At 54.4% G+C, this 13,636-nt stretch carries 13 protein-coding genes and 1 pseudogene; 6 read left to right on the forward strand and 8 right to left on the reverse strand.

What is annotated here, in order from left to right; all coding sequences use genetic code 11:
- The first annotated feature begins 89 nt into the window (after nt 1-89).
- Nucleotides 90-650 (forward strand): Ail/Lom family outer membrane beta-barrel protein, encoded by a 561-nt coding sequence (locus GNG27_RS23070; RefSeq protein WP_156264969.1) that lies wholly within the window; start codon nt 90-92, stop codon nt 648-650.
- Nucleotides 651-716: 66 nt separating this feature from the next.
- Here the strand turns inward: GNG27_RS23070 and fabY are convergent, their stop codons facing one another.
- The 5 genes from fabY to typA all read right to left on the reverse strand — a co-directional run bounded on the left by fabY (nt 717) and on the right by typA (nt 5,564).
- Nucleotides 717-1,658: a fatty acid biosynthesis protein FabY gene (gene fabY / locus GNG27_RS23075; protein ID WP_156264971.1), complete on the reverse strand. Its 942-nt coding sequence runs from the start codon at nt 1,656-1,658 to the stop codon at nt 717-719.
- A 44-nt stretch (nt 1,659-1,702) separates the two neighbouring features.
- Nucleotides 1,703-2,140 carry a D-aminoacyl-tRNA deacylase gene (dtd, locus tag GNG27_RS23080; RefSeq protein ID WP_142487608.1) on the reverse strand — a complete coding sequence of 146 codons (438 nt, stop codon included), beginning with the start codon at nt 2,138-2,140 and terminating at the stop codon, nt 1,703-1,705.
- A complete protein-coding gene (locus GNG27_RS23085) occupies nt 2,137-3,018 on the reverse strand; it encodes a virulence factor BrkB family protein (RefSeq protein WP_142487609.1) in 882 nt (293 codons plus the stop codon). The genes dtd and GNG27_RS23085 overlap by 4 nt, the downstream gene beginning before the upstream one ends.
- A complete protein-coding gene (yihX, locus tag GNG27_RS23090; RefSeq protein ID WP_142487610.1) occupies nt 3,012-3,611 on the reverse strand; it encodes a glucose-1-phosphatase in 600 nt (199 codons plus the stop codon). The genes GNG27_RS23085 and yihX overlap by 7 nt, the downstream gene beginning before the upstream one ends.
- Before the next feature lie 129 nt (nt 3,612-3,740).
- On the reverse strand, nt 3,741-5,564 hold the full coding sequence (gene typA, locus GNG27_RS23095) for a ribosome-dependent GTPase TypA (protein ID WP_142487611.1): 1,824 nt from the start codon (nt 5,562-5,564) through the stop codon (nt 3,741-3,743).
- Between the two features lie 389 nt (nt 5,565-5,953).
- Here typA and glnA point away from each other — a divergent pair, with 389 nt between their 5' ends.
- The 4 genes from glnA (at nt 5,954) to GNG27_RS23115 (ending at nt 10,259) form a co-directional block, all read left to right on the forward strand.
- Nucleotides 5,954-7,363, forward strand: coding sequence for a glutamate--ammonia ligase (gene glnA, locus GNG27_RS23100; RefSeq protein WP_142487612.1), 1,410 nt, complete (start codon nt 5,954-5,956; stop codon nt 7,361-7,363).
- 187 nt (nt 7,364-7,550) lie between these two features.
- On the forward strand, nt 7,551-8,600 hold the full coding sequence (gene glnL, locus GNG27_RS23105; protein WP_142487613.1) for a nitrogen regulation protein NR(II): 1,050 nt from the start codon (nt 7,551-7,553) through the stop codon (nt 8,598-8,600).
- 11 nt (nt 8,601-8,611) lie between these two features.
- Nucleotides 8,612-10,024: a nitrogen regulation protein NR(I) gene (gene glnG, locus GNG27_RS23110; RefSeq protein ID WP_142487614.1), complete on the forward strand. Its 1,413-nt coding sequence runs from the start codon at nt 8,612-8,614 to the stop codon at nt 10,022-10,024.
- Between the two features lie 112 nt (nt 10,025-10,136).
- Nucleotides 10,137-10,259: a YshB family small membrane protein gene (locus tag GNG27_RS23115; protein WP_142487615.1), complete on the forward strand. Its 123-nt coding sequence runs from the start codon at nt 10,137-10,139 to the stop codon at nt 10,257-10,259.
- Nucleotides 10,260-10,313: 54 nt separating this feature from the next.
- Here GNG27_RS23115 and hemN read toward each other — a convergent pair whose 3' ends face one another.
- The 3 genes and pseudogenes from hemN to GNG27_RS23930 all read right to left on the reverse strand — a co-directional run.
- On the reverse strand, nt 10,314-11,687 hold the full coding sequence (hemN, locus tag GNG27_RS23120) for an oxygen-independent coproporphyrinogen III oxidase (RefSeq protein WP_142487616.1): 1,374 nt from the start codon (nt 11,685-11,687) through the stop codon (nt 10,314-10,316).
- A 188-nt stretch (nt 11,688-11,875) separates the two neighbouring features.
- A complete protein-coding gene (gene yihI, locus GNG27_RS23125) occupies nt 11,876-12,391 on the reverse strand; it encodes a Der GTPase-activating protein YihI (RefSeq protein WP_142487617.1) in 516 nt (171 codons plus the stop codon).
- Between the two features lie 192 nt (nt 12,392-12,583).
- Nucleotides 12,584-12,691: pseudogene (locus tag GNG27_RS23930) on the reverse strand (hypothetical protein); the annotation flags it as partial.
- A 281-nt stretch (nt 12,692-12,972) separates the two neighbouring features.
- Between GNG27_RS23930 and yihA the strand changes: the two are divergent.
- Nucleotides 12,973-13,599 (forward strand): ribosome biogenesis GTP-binding protein YihA/YsxC, encoded by a 627-nt coding sequence (yihA, locus tag GNG27_RS23130; protein WP_142487618.1) that lies wholly within the window; start codon nt 12,973-12,975, stop codon nt 13,597-13,599.
- The last annotated feature ends 37 nt before the right edge of the window (nt 13,600-13,636 follow it).

Consider the following 13,636-nt stretch of genomic DNA (forward strand, 5'->3'; position numbering starts at 1 on the left):
GGCAGTGTGATAAAGGAAAAATAATCATCACGCTCCCCTCTTATCATCATTATTAAATATCTGGCTTCTTTGATTAATGGATTACATCAATGAATAAAAGCTCTCTGGCAATATTACTGGTAGCCTCTCTGACCAGCAGCCTGGCATTTGCAAATAATCACACCTTTTCTTTAGGCTTCGCGCACAGCGACGTTAAGGGCTTTGACAACCTGAATGGCGTCAACGTCCAGTATCGCTACGAATTCGATTCTCCGCTCAGCCTTCTTGGTTCCTTCTCGTGGATGAAAACGCATACTAAGCAGGATTATTTAGCGACCCGCGACGTTGTTCATAATGACATAGACGTAAATTATTACTCTCTGCTGGCAGGGCCGGCGTACCGTATTAATGACTACGTTTCACTTTATGCCCTCGGCGGTGCCGCATGGGTAAAAGCGACCGGAAATACCCGCTGGGTGAATTACGGTAATAATGAAGTGAACCATGACGGTATTTCCGAGAAATCAGCATCTTTCGCCTGGGGAGTGGGCATGGTGATGAACCCGCTCGACAATCTTTCCATTAATCTCGGCTATGAAGGCACGAAGGCCAGCCTGGGGCGTGACTATACGATCAAGGGTTTCAACGTGGGTATGGGCTATCGTTTTTAAGTAAACGGGCTGAGGCTTAACACCGAGAGTTACCCCATTCTCAACGGGTAACTCTCACTCCTGATGCTACTCTTCCTCGTTCCCGCCCTCTTCGTAGGCACCAAACGGCTTCGCGGGCAGCACGATATAGGTTCCTTCAAACACCGCACCAGACCTCTCGTCACCGAACAGCTCCACCAGCATCTGCACGCGGGCTTTGCGGCCGCGGGCCAGACGGTCGAGATCGCCGCTCAGCGAGCCTAAGTCCGCCACCGCGCTCGGCTTACCGCTGATCGGGCGGCTGTAACGAATATGGGCATCGGCGAGGATGATAGTGCCACCCAGGTGGCGCTCGCGCAGCATCAGCCAGATAAGTCCCCAGCCGGTGAGCGTCGCCAGCGAGAACAGGCTGCCGGCAAACAGGGTGTGGTGCGGGTTCTGATTGCCGATCTCCGGCATGGTGGTGATAAATTTTTGCCCGGTGTACTGCTGAATGCGTACCCCCATCTTTTCGCTCAGCGGGATATGCTGATACCAGGCCTGCTGCAGCTGACCGCACCAGTCGGCACGATGCAGAATATCATCCAGCGAGGCGATGGGTTTGATCATCAAAAAATGGCGAATCGGCGTGGTTTGCGGGGTGGTGATTTCGCCCTGGTTTATAAAACCCAGCTTGGCAAAGAACTCCACCGCATCTTCACGCGCGCTACAGGTGACGCGCTTCACGCCCTCCTGACGGGCCACGGACTCCAGCGTCATCGCCATCAGCGTGCCGAGACCTTTGTCCTGTACGCTGGGATGGACCGCCATAAAGCGGATGGAGGCTTCATTATCGGCATTGATATACAGCCGCCCGACGGCGACAAGGTTGCCCTCTTCATCCATCACCATCTGGTGATGTGCCATGGCGTCCCAGGCGTCGCGCTCCGACCCTTTCGGCTGATGTAATGGCTTACGCAGCATCTCCCAGCGGAACTGGTAGTAAAGCGCCAACTCTTCTTCCGTTTGCGGTACTCGAAGGTGATACATAGCTGTACTCTCTCTTGTTACCCGCGGCCATACCGTCAGCTCACTCATACCTGGAGCCAGAACGTGACGGGGCCATCATTTACCAGCGAGACCTGCATATCTGCAGCGAATCGTCCGGTCTGTGTATGCATCTCTTGCTGACGGCAACGGTCAACAAAGTATTCATATAACGCTTCTGCCCGATCCGGCGCCGCCCCTTTTGAGAATCCCGGGCGCATGCCGCGCTCGGTATCGGCGGCCAGCGTAAACTGCGACACCACCAGCACGCTGCCACCCGCCTGCTGAACGTTGAGGTTCATTTTGCCTTCCGCATCGCCAAAGATACGGTAACCCAACACGCGCTCGCATAAGCGGTTGGCTTTTTGCTCGTCGTCATCCCTTTCGACACCTAACAAGACTAAAAGTCCCGGGCCAATTTCACCCGTCACCTCTCCCTCCACGGTGACGCTGGCACGGGTTACGCGCTGGATTAATGCAATCATGGTTGGTCTGCTTCTCGTCGTTTTTCGGCTTCGGCCGCTTTTTTGAGTTCGCGGTATACCCCGAGAGTGACAGTAATTTCCGCGCCAAGCAAGACGATACACCACGTCCAGTAAACCCAGAGGAACAAAATGGGGATCACCGCCAGCACGCCATAAATCAGCTGATAGGAGGGGAACATGGTGATGTAGAGCGCGAATCCTTTCTTGCCCAGTTCGAAAAGCAGAGCGGCCACCAGCGCCCCCAGCATGGCATCCCGGTTAGGCACGCGCGTGGTCGGCACAATGCTGTAGAGTAACCAGAAAGCGAGCCAGGACAAGAGCAGCGGGAAGATGCGCAACACATCGTCAATTACGCTATCGAGTTCGCTGGCCCAGCGTAACGAGAGCAGATAAGAGCTGATCGCCAGGCTGGCCCCGGCCAGTAGCGGCCCCAGAGTCAGGATCATCCAGTACACCGCAAACGAGTAAACTTTAGGCCGTGCGCGGGTGCTGCGCCAGATCGTATTGAGCGCGCTATCAATGGCATACATCAGCAGCAGCGCGGTGACGATAAGCCCGCACGCCCCAACCGCCGTCATCTTGCTGGAGTTGGCGACAAACTGCTCGATGTAATTCTGAATGACATCCCCGGTAGCAGGCATGAAGTTAGCAAAGACAAAATGGCGGAGCTGCAGGCTGACATCCGAAAACATCGGAAAGGCGGCGAAAAGCGCAAAGATGACAGCCACCAGCGGCACCAGCGAGAGCAACGACACGTAGGCGAGGTTACCTGCTAGCGTAGTCATATTGTCCTCATCGATGCGGTGCCAGAGGAGTTTTAGCCACGCACGCAGTGGTTGGGTGTGGTGGCTGGCTTTTTGATGAACGATTTTTAGCATAACTGCTTCGCAAAATAGTCAGGTATCGTCTGTTTTCCGGTCACCAGAATTGACGTGATACCCAACTGGTTAGCTCCCTCTATATTATCGACGTTATCGTCAAAAAAGAGGGCGTCGGCGGCAGAGAATCCTTCGGCCTGCAGGACGGCCTGGTAGATCCGTGCTTCCGGCTTACGCATGCCCATCTCCTGGGAAAGATAGATTTTATCTGCGGCCGCTTTCACTTCCGGGTATTCATCCGGCCAGAAGGTAGTGTGCAGGCGGTTGGTATTGGACAGCACCACCACCCGATGCCCCTGCTCACGCAGCTTGTGCATAATGGCAATCACCTCGGGGCGAATCCCGACAAAGATCGCCTGCCAGCCGTGAGAAAATTGTTCGTAACTGAGGGGAAGATCCATCTCATGACAGAGCATTTCGGCGAATTGCTCATCCGAAATCTCACCGCGCTCATGCTGATGGAAGGCGTCGCCCATCGTAAAAGTCTGCTTAAGCGTTGCCAGCGGAACGCGGCTGAAATCACTCCATGTTCCCAGCACACGATTGAAGTCGATATCGACGATTACGTTTCCTAAATCAAAGATATAGAGCATGTGTTTCTCCTTTTCGCCGTGAAAATTAACTGTAGCGGGAAAGAAGATGTTTGGCTATGAGGCGTGCGGCATGGCGGAAAAGAAAAACCCCGCCAGAAGGCGGGGTTTTAGAGGACGGAGAGAAGAAAATTAATCTTCTTTCGGGCCGCGCATTGCGCGTTTACGATCGTTCTCAGTCAGGTGACGTTTACGAATACGGATAGAGGTTGGAGTCACTTCTACCAGTTCGTCGTCATCGATGAATTCCAGAGCCTGCTCCAGAGTCATCTTAACCGGTGGAACCAGAACCGTTGCTTCGTCAGTACCGGACGCACGCATGTTGGTCAGTTTCTTACCGGTCAGGCAGTTTACAGTCAGGTCGTTAGAACGGCTGTGAATACCGATGATCTGGCCTTCGTAAACTTCTGCACCGTGACCCAGGAACAGCTTACCGCGGTCCTGCAGGCTGAACAGGGCGAACGCAACCGCTTTACCCTGACCGTTGGAGATCAGAACGCCGTTGTTACGCTGGCCAACTTCGCCCGGACGAACGTCGTCGTAGTGGCTGAAGGTGGAGTACAGCAGACCCGTACCGGAAGTCATGGTCATGAACTCTGAACGGAAGCCGATCAGACCACGGCTTGGGATCACGTAGTCGAGACGTACGCGGCCTTTGCCATCTGGATTCATGTTTTTCAGGTCGCCTTTACGCTCACCCAGAGCCTGCATCACAGAACCCTGGTGCTGCTCTTCGACGTCCAGCGTTACGTTTTCGAACGGCTCTTGTTTACGGCCATCGATTTCGCGGAAGATTACTTTCGGACGGGAAACCGCCATCTCGAAACCTTCACGACGCATGTTTTCGATCAGAACAGACAGGTGCAGCTCACCACGACCGGAAACACGGAATGCGTCCGCATCAGGGGTCTCTTCAACGCGCAGTGCCACGTTGTGCACCAGCTCTTTGTTCAGGCGGTCAAGGATCTGACGAGAGGTAACAAACTTACCTTCTTTACCACAGAACGGAGAGGTGTTGACGTTGAAGAACATGGTTACGGTCGGTTCATCAACTGACAGGGCTGGCAGCGCTTCAACCGCTTGCGTGTCGCAAATGGTATCGGAGATGTTCAGCTCGCCCAGACCGGTGATCGCGATGATGTCGCCTGCTTCAGCAATGTCGCTCTCGATACGCTCAAGGCCCAGGTGGGTCAGTACTTTACCGACTTTACCGTTACGGGTTTTGCCTTCGCTATCGATGATAGTGACCTGCTGGTTAGGCTTCACTTTACCGCGCTTGATACGGCCGATGCCGATAACGCCAACATAGTTGTTGTAGTCGAGCTGAGAGATCTGCATCTGCAGAGTGCCTTCAACATCAACGTTTGGCGCAGGAACACGGTCAACAATCGTCTGATACAGCGGAGTCATGTCTTCAGCCATGTCTTCGTGATCCAGACCTGCGATACCGTTCAGCGCAGAAGCGTAAACGATAGGGAAGTCCAGCTGCTCGTCGGTTGCGTCGAGGTTAACGAACAGGTCGAAGACCTGATCAACAACCCAGTCAGGACGCGCGCCAGGGCGGTCAACTTTGTTGATAACCACGATTGGTTTCAGGCCATGGGCGAATGCTTTTTTGGTTACGAAGCGCGTCTGCGGCATTGGGCCGTCAAATGCGTCAACCACCAGCAGCACGGAATCCACCATGGACATCACGCGCTCAACTTCACCACCGAAGTCGGCGTGCCCCGGGGTATCAACGATGTTGATACGGTAGTCATTCCATTTGATCGCGGTGTTTTTAGCGAGGATGGTAATCCCACGCTCTTTCTCCAAATCGTTGGAGTCCATCACGCGTTCTTGAGTTTCGGCACGCGCATCGAACGTACCGGATTGCTGCAGCAGCTTATCAACCAGGGTAGTTTTACCATGGTCAACGTGCGCGATGATGGCGATATTACGCAGATTTTCGATCACAACTTTGCCTCAGGCATTTAGAAATAGCGCGTTATTGTACACGGATTAATCGCACTACAAAACAGGATCACAAACATCCCCCGCAAACAAGTATCGCAGAGATGCTTTGTGATCGCTTTCACGGAGCGGTAAAAGGGCACTTTAACGTAAATTGCACCAATATGGTGCTCAATGTTCACATTGAAGCACTATACTGGTGCAACAAAACCATCGTGGTGCAGCCCTTTTGCACTATGGTGCGCATGATAACGCCTTTTTGGGGTGTTTTAAAAGTTGGCACAGATTTCGCTTAATAAAAAATACGGCAACCAAAGGCAACATCGCCTGCCTTACACAGAATTTGAAGACCTCGTTACCACGACGACAATGACCAATCTGGAGAGTTAAGTATGTCCGCTGAACACGTTTTGACGATGCTGAACGAACATGAAGTGAAGTTTGTTGATCTGCGCTTCACCGATACCAAAGGCAAAGAACAGCACGTCACTATTCCTGCTCATCAGGTGAATGCCGAATTCTTTGAAGAAGGCAAAATGTTTGACGGCTCCTCGATTGGTGGCTGGAAAGGTATCAACGAATCTGACATGGTTCTGATGCCTGACGCATCCACTGCGCTCATTGACCCGTTCTTCGAAGAATCTACCCTGATCATCCGTTGCGATATCCTCGAGCCGGGCACCCTGCAGGGTTATGACCGCGACCCACGCTCTATCGCTAAACGCGCTGAAGAGTACCTGCGCTCCACCGGCATCGCAGACACCGTTCTGTTCGGGCCAGAGCCAGAGTTCTTCCTGTTCGACGACATCCGTTTTGGTGCGACCACTTCCGGTTCCCACGTTGCTATCGATGATATCGAAGGCGCATGGAACTCCTCCACCAAATACGAAGGTGGCAACAAAGGTCACCGTCCTGCTGTTAAAGGCGGTTACTTCCCGGTTCCACCGGTCGACTCTTCACAGGACATCCGTTCTACCATGTGTCTGATCATGGAAGAGATGGGCCTGGTTGTTGAAGCACACCACCATGAAGTTGCAACTGCTGGCCAGAACGAAATCGCCACCCGTTTCAACACCATGACCAAGAAAGCGGACGAAATTCAGATCTACAAATACGTTGTGCACAACGTTGCGCACCGTTTCGGTAAAACCGCGACCTTCATGCCAAAACCAATGTTTGGTGACAACGGTTCCGGTATGCACTGCCACATGTCTCTGTCCAAGAACGGGACTAACCTGTTCGCTGGCGACAAATATGCGGGTCTGTCCGAGCAGGCACTGCACTACATTGGCGGCGTAATCAAACACGCTAAAGCGATCAACGCCCTGGCGAACCCAACCACTAACTCCTACAAGCGTCTGGTCCCAGGCTACGAAGCACCGGTAATGCTGGCGTACTCTGCCCGTAACCGTTCTGCTTCTATCCGTATTCCGGTGGTTTCCTCTCCGAAAGCACGCCGTATCGAAGTTCGCTTCCCGGATCCAGCGGCTAACCCATACCTGTGCTTCGCAGCGCTGCTGATGGCGGGTCTTGACGGTATCAAGAACAAGATCCACCCGGGCGAAGCGATGGACAAAAACCTGTACGACCTGCCGCCAGAAGAAGCGAAAGAGATCCCACAGGTTGCAGGCTCTCTGGAAGAAGCCCTGAACGCGCTGGACGCAGACCGTGAGTTCCTGACGGCTGGCGGCGTGTTCACCGACGAAGCGATCGATGCTTACATCGCGCTGCGTATGGAAGAGAACGACCGTGTTCGCATGACGCCACACCCGGTTGAGTTCGAACTGTACTACAGCGTTTAATCTTCAATCCCTGTCGCGCGGCCTTTCCGCGCGAGATTGATAGCCGTTTTTTTTGTTGCCGTGGAAACTTTTCAGCCCATCTTCGGATGGGCTTTTTTCACCACCAACAAACTGATCTCACGCGCTTTTTACCGCAGAAACGCTATACTGCACTAAAATGGTGCAACCAACTCCAGGAGACTGCTGAATGGCAACTGGCACGCTGCCCGATGCTGGGCAGATCCTCAATTCACTGATCAACAGCATTTTATTGGTCGACGACGATCTGGCGGTGCATTACGCCAACCCTGCGGCCCAGCAGTTGCTTGCCCAGAGTTCACGCAAACTGTTTGGCGCGCCGCTACCCGAGCTGTTGAGTTATTTTTCCCTGAACATCGGCCTGATGCAGGAGAGCCTGCAGGCGGGACAAGGCTTTACCGATAACGAAGTCACGCTGGTGATCGACGGGCGCTCGCATATTCTCTCCCTGACCGCGCAACGGCTGCCGGAAGGCCTGATCCTGCTGGAGATGGCGCCAATGGATAATCAGCGTCGCCTGAGCCAGGAGCAGCTCCAGCATGCTCAGCAGATTGCAGCCCGCGACCTGGTGCGCGGCCTCGCCCATGAGATTAAAAATCCGCTTGGTGGCCTGCGCGGTGCGGCACAACTGTTAACCAAAGCCCTGCCCGACCCGGCGCTGGCGGAGTACACCAACGTCATCATTGAACAGGCCGATCGCCTGCGTAATCTGGTGGATCGCCTGTTAGGTCCGCAGCAACCCGGGATGCACGTCACCGAGAGCATCCACAAAGTGGCCGAGCGCGTCGTCAAACTGGTGTCGATGGAGCTGCCGGATAACGTCAGGCTGATTCGGGATTACGATCCCAGCCTGCCGGAACTGCCGCACGATCCCGACCAGATTGAACAGGTATTACTGAATATCGTGCGCAATGCCCTGCAGGCATTAGGGGCGGATGGCGGCGAAATTATTCTGCGTACCCGCACCGCCTTTCAGCTCACCCTGCACGGTACGCGCTACCGTCTGGCGGCCCGCATCGACGTGGAAGATAACGGCCCGGGGATCCCTTCTCATTTACAGGACACGCTGTTTTACCCGATGGTCAGCGGCCGTGAAGGCGGGACCGGGCTTGGCTTATCCATTGCGCGTAATTTGATAGATCAGCATTCCGGCAAAATTGAATTTACCAGTTGGCCGGGTCATACCGAGTTTTCGGTTTACCTGCCAATCAGGAAATAGAGGGTTAGGTTATGCAACGAGGGATAGTCTGGGTAGTTGATGACGATAGCTCCATCCGCTGGGTGCTTGAACGGGCGCTTACCGGAGCAGGATTAAGCTGCACCGCTTTTGAGAGCGGGGCCGACGTGCTTGATGCACTCACCACCAAAACCCCGGACGTGCTGCTGTCCGATATCCGTATGCCGGGGATGGACGGCCTGGCGCTGTTAAAACAGATTAAGCAGCGCCACCCGATGCTGCCAGTCATCATAATGACTGCACACTCCGATCTGGATGCAGCGGTCAGCGCCTACCAGCAGGGTGCGTTCGATTACCTGCCAAAACCGTTCGATATTGACGAGGCAGTGGCGCTGGTTGAACGCGCCATCAGCCACTATCAGGAACAGCAGCAGCCGCGTAACGCCCCGGTATTCGGCCCTACCACCGATATCATTGGCGAAGCGCCGGCGATGCAGGATGTGTTTCGCATCATCGGTCGCCTGTCGCGCTCCTCCATAAGCGTGCTGATTAACGGCGAGTCAGGCACCGGGAAAGAGCTAGTCGCGCATGCCCTGCATCGCCACAGCCCGCGCGCCAAAGCCCCGTTTATCGCCCTGAATATGGCGGCGATCCCCAAGGATTTGATTGAATCCGAGCTGTTTGGTCACGAAAAAGGGGCGTTCACCGGTGCGAATACCATTCGTCAGGGTCGTTTCGAACAGGCTGATGGCGGCACACTTTTCCTGGATGAGATCGGCGACATGCCGCTGGACGTTCAGACCCGACTGCTGCGCGTGCTGGCCGACGGACAATTTTATCGCGTAGGCGGTTATGCCCCGGTGAAGGTGGATGTGCGCATTATTGCCGCAACGCACCAGAACCTGGAGCAGCGCGTGCAGGAAGGGAAATTCCGTGAGGACTTATTCCATCGACTGAACGTTATTCGCGTACATCTGCCTCCTCTGCGGGAGCGCCGGGAAGATATCCCGCGCCTGGCGCGTCATTTCCTGCAGGATGCCGCCCGCGAACTGGGGGTGGAAGCCAAACTGCTGCACCCGGAAACCGAGGCCGCGCTGACGCGCCTGGCCTGGCCCGGTAACGTGCGCCAGCTGGAAAATACCTGTCGCTGGTTAACGGTGATGGCCGCAGGCCAGGAGGTGCTGATTCAGGATCTTCCCCCTGAGCTTTTCGAAACCCATGTACCAGAAAGCAGCACCGGTCAGACCCTGCCTGACAGCTGGGCGACGCTGCTGGCGCAGTGGGCCGATCGCGCCCTGCGTTCCGGTCATCAAAACCTGCTATCCGAGGCACAGCCCGAGATGGAACGCACGCTGCTCACTACCGCGCTGCGCCATACCCAGGGCCATAAACAGGAGGCAGCACGCCTGCTCGGCTGGGGTCGCAATACCCTGACGCGTAAGTTAAAAGAGCTGGGCATGGAGTGAAATTTTACCCGCTGTGTAAAGAGGATGAATTAAGCGCAAACTGGCGTTATTTTGCGCTTTACTGTTCCGATGAGTTAAGTATTATCTTGCCCGGGAAAACGGGGGGATCATCATGCTGGAATCTATCGTTACAATCTTGTCTGGCGGCGTCGAAGCCAGCGCAGCAGCGGGACATACGCCACAGGCGGCCATTGCAGCTGTGCTGTGTGCGGCGCTGGTTGGGTTGTTTAGTTAGAGGGTTTGCCGGGTGGCGGCTACGCCTTACCCGGCCTACTTACTTCGGTACGCCTTAAATCACCCGCGAGAACTGCTGCAGACGCGCTTTTTGACGCAAATAGGCGTCAAAGCACATGCAGATATTACGAATCAACAGACGCCCCTTCGGCGTGACCTCAATCGCACGCTCCGTGACATCCACCAGCCCATCTTTTGCCAGCGGCGCCAGCAGCTTCAGGTCTTCCGCAAAGTAATCGCTAAACTGCAGATCCCACTGCGCTTCAACCTCGCTGAAGTCGAGGCGGAAGTTGCAGATCAGCGCTTTTATCACGTCCCGGCGGATACAGTCGTCGCGGGTTAACGCGATGCCGCGCCACAGAGCGTTGCCGGTTTCATCCACCTGCTGATAATAGTGCTTCAACTCTTTCTGGTTCTGGGCATAGCAGTCGCCAATCATGCTGATGGCCGAAACGCCCATCCCCAGCAGATCCGTATCACCCTGGGTGGTGTAACCCTGGAAATTGCGGTGCAGTACCCCTTCACGCTGAGCAATAGCCAGCTCGTCATCCGGACGGGCGAAGTGATCCATGCCGATAAACTGGTAGCCGGTCTCGGTCAGAGAGGTGATGGTTTCCTGCAGAATATCCAGTTTTTGCTGGGCAGAAGGCAGGTCGGCATCCTTGATTTTGCGTTGGGCAGCAAACAGCGTCGGCAGATGCGCATAGTTGAAGACGCTCAGGCGATCCGGGTTAAGCTCTGCCACGCGCTTCAGCGTAAAGGCAAAACTTTCTGGCGTCTGCTTAGGCAGGCCATAAATCAGATCGATATTGGTCGAGGTGAAGCCAATATCCCGCGCGTGATTTAGCAGGGCAAAGATGAACTCTTCATCCTGCTCGCGGTTGACCAGGCGCTGAACCTCTTTGTTGAAGTCCTGCACGCCCATACTCAGGCGGTTGAACCCTTCCGTGCGTAAGTGATCCAGTACATCCAGCTCAATTTCACGCGGATCAACCTCGATCGAGATTTCGGCATCATGGTTGAAATTAAAGTTGCCACGCAGCAGCGCCATTAAACGGCTGATTTGCGCTTTATTCAGGTAGGTCGGCGTACCACCGCCCCAGTGGAGCTGGGTGACATGGCGACCGGCAAACTGCGGCGCGCGATGCAGGATCTCCTGCTCAAGCGCATCCAGATACTGATCCGCTTTGTGCTGCTGGCGGGTCACAATTTTATTGCAGCCGCAGAAGTAGCAGAGCTTGTGGCAGAACGGGATATGAACATACAGAGAGAGCGGGCGGTCAGGGTAACGCGCAACTGCCTGCTGAAAATGGCTATCACCGAAGGCGTCGGAAAACTCCAGCGCGGTTGGATAAGAGGTATAACGCGGCCCGGAATAGTTATATTTTTGGATCAGAGCCAGATCCCAGTCGATGGTTGGTACAGACATGTTCACTCCTTCCGTTGGTGTCGCGTTCGTATACGGCGGCCCGTTCTGGCCCCTGTGCGGGCCATGAATCGGGTGCGCAGCCACTTCTGTCGCCGCGACAACCGCCGTAGTTTAACGAATAACCACACCAGATAACATATAACCGGAAGGGTTATAAGCAGGACGATAAAGCCTGCCGGGTGCAAATGTTAGTTTCCACCTTTCAGCAGGCGCATCATGTCTTCCTGCTTCTCTTCTTCTTCCTCTTCCTCTTCGTCGTCGTAAGAGAGGCCAAGCTTCTGCATCAGCTCATCGATGCGGTCCAGTTTGGCATCCACCCATGACTGCTCTTCAGCATTCAGGGTTTCACCCTCTTCAAGACGTTCCAGCAGCGCGTCCAGGCGCTCATCATTCTCCAGCAAATCCAGCTCAGCCTGCGGTGAAAGCATAGGTTTCTCGCTCTTGGGTTTGTGCTGCCTGGTGACCGGGGCATCGGTCACGCCTAATGGAACAGGTGTTTTACTGCCGATACGCGGGTCTTTCTGCTGCTTGTTTTTCGCAGACGCGCCGGATGAGTCACCGCCACTCGCGCGGCTGCCGGCAGCATGACCACGATGCTTTTTATCGCGTTTGCGATCGCGCGCTTCCTGATTCAGTTCTTCGCGCGTTTTGCGGCGTGCTTTTGCTGGACGTTTAGCGCCTGCAGCGGAGGTCGGTTTTTTCATGTTGTTTTGTCTTTAACTCGTTTTCTTCAGTATAGAATTGCGGCGAAATCTAGCAGAAAGCAAGCAAAGAAAAAAGGCGACAGAGCAATCTGTCGCCTTTTTTCCTGACTCACAACCCGTTATGGGTCTGACAATCCCTGTTTGCTGACAACTAACCCTGTTTTTCCGTTAGCAGGTACCGTCCGTGATAGGTCCTTTTCCCTTTTCAACGCCTCCGAGGCGTGCGTCTTCCTGACAATCCTGTGTCTTCGCCTCCTGGCGCTCCTGACCCTTATCCTTAAGTCCGGTTCCTCTCGGCATCCTCGCCGTTGAACGTTACTTTACGCTGTCAGGCAAAACCTACAACCCACTCACGCGACTTACGCGCGACTTTCAGATTAAGACTAAGCGTTAATAGTCTGATTTTAATGGTTTTGATTTTTTAACACCCTGCGATTTTTCTTAAATCTCCCATAGTAAAAAGGGCAGATCTCTTACAAAGCTCATGGTTTTTACTTACAGCCGCATTGCCGATGGGAAAAGCCTTTTCTCTCTGTTCAGGTATAATCCCCCCAACGTTACGAATTTCTGGAGACAACCACGTGACCAACCTGAATTATCACCAGACGCATTTTGTCCTTAGTGCGCCTGATATTCGCCATTTACCCGCTGATACGGGTCTTGAAGTGGCATTTGCTGGCCGGTCCAACGCGGGGAAATCCAGCGCTCTGAATACCCTGACCAATCAGAAAAGCCTGGCCCGTATCTCTAAAACGCCTGGCCGTACCCAACTGATTAACTTGTTCGAAGTTGCGCCAGGCAAGCGCCTGGTTGACCTGCCAGGCTATGGCTACGCCGAAGTTCCGGAAGAGATGAAAATCAAGTGGCAGCGCGCCCTGGGTGAATATCTGGAAAAACGCCTGTGCCTGAAAGGTCTGGTCGTGCTGATGGATATTCGCCATCCGCTTAAAGATCTTGATCAGCAGATGATCCACTGGGCCGTCGAAAGCGGGATCCAGGTGCTGGTACTGCTGACCAAAGCCGACAAGCTGGCCAGCGGCGCGCGTAAAGCGCAGGTGAATATGGTGCGTGAAGCGGTTCTGGCATTCAACGGCGACATCCAGGTTGAAGCCTTCTCTTCGCTGAAGAAACTCGGCGTGGATAAACTGCGTGAGAAGCTGGATCACTGGTACAGCGAGCTGGAACCCGCAACAGAAGCGGAAGAGTGATAATAAGCGCGGCGATGTCCGCGCTTTTTTTGCGCTG

The sequence above is a fragment of the Leclercia sp. 119287 genome, from assembly GCF_009734485.1.
Classification (GTDB): domain Bacteria; phylum Pseudomonadota; class Gammaproteobacteria; order Enterobacterales; family Enterobacteriaceae; genus Enterobacter; species Enterobacter adecarboxylatus_C.